This window comes from Streptomyces solincola (assembly GCF_002982015.1).
GTDB lineage: Bacteria > Actinomycetota > Actinomycetes > Streptomycetales > Streptomycetaceae > Streptomyces > Streptomyces solincola.
Window position 1 is genome coordinate 1 of record NZ_PVLV01000626.1, and the last position, 1,113, is coordinate 1,113.

Annotated in this window: 1 pseudogene; it reads right to left on the minus strand. The window is 77.8% G+C overall.

From position 1 onward, the window contains the following. Positions 1-84: 84 nt before the first annotated feature. Positions 85-1,002 (minus strand): annotated as a pseudogene (locus C6N75_RS28395) (carbohydrate kinase family protein); the annotation flags it as partial. Between the last annotated feature and the right edge of the window lie 111 nt (positions 1,003-1,113).

A 1,113-nucleotide genomic window follows, 5' to 3' on the forward strand; every position in this document is an offset into this window, starting at 1 on the left:
CCGCCGTACGCGTCCGAGCTGATCGCCGCCGGGCCGGCCTGAGCGCTTCACCGGGTGGGAGGAACCGGCCGGCCCGGCGGCGATCAGCTCGGACGCGTACGGCGGTTGCGCGCCGGCCCGGGTGCAGGTCAGCGCGGCGGCGTCGGCCGCGTAGCCGAGGACGTCGCGCCACCGCTCCTCGGACAGCGCCGGGTCCGCGGTCAGCGCGCCGTGGTGGTCCAGGCGGTGCAGCAGCGCGGCGTTCACCGTGTCGCCGGCGCCGATGGTGTCCACCACGGGCACGCTGCGGCCGGGAGCGGCGACCCGCAACCCCTCCCGGGTCAGCACGGTCAGTCCTTTCGCGCCCCGGGTGATCACCACCGCGGCCGGGCCGGCCGTCAGCCATTCGGCGGCCGCCGCCTCCGCGTCCGGGACGCCGGACAGCCAGGCCGCGTCCTGGTCGGAGACCTTCAGCAGGGTCACCGACGGCAGCCAGGACCGGAAGCGCTCCCGGTAGGCGGCGGCGTCCGGGATCAGCCCGGGGCGGATGTTCGGGTCCAGGGCGGTGAACAGCCCGCGCCCGGCCTCCCGGCGCAGCAAGTCCTCGTACGCGCTCGCGCCCGGCTCCAGCACCAGCGAGCAGGTGCCGAAGACGACCGCCCGCGCTTCGGCCGGCAGCGGCCCGGGCAGCTCGAACAGCCGGTCGGCGGTGCCCTCGGTGTAGAAGGAGTAGCTGGCCGAGCCGGACCGGGCGATCGCGGTGACGGCGAGCGTGGTCGGCTCGTCGCCGCGCTGGACCAGCGAGGTGTCCACCTCGTCCTCCGCCAGCGCGCGCACCAGCGCCTGCCCGAACGGGTCGGTGGACACCCGGGAGCAGAAGGCGGCCCGCGCGCCGAGCCGGGCCAGGGCCACCGCCGTGGTGTACGGGCCGCCACCGCGCTTGGGCAGCAGCGCGGGCAGCCCGTCCGCGGCGGATCCCTCGGGCACCAGGTCGATCAGGGCTTCGCCGGCGGCGACGATCATGGGGCGGGGCCTTTCGCTGCGGCGGGGCGTCCCGGCCGCCCGCCCCGGCGGTGCGGGCGGGCGGCCGGTGTCGCGGTCGTCGCGGTGAGCGTACGGCGCGGGGGAGCGGGG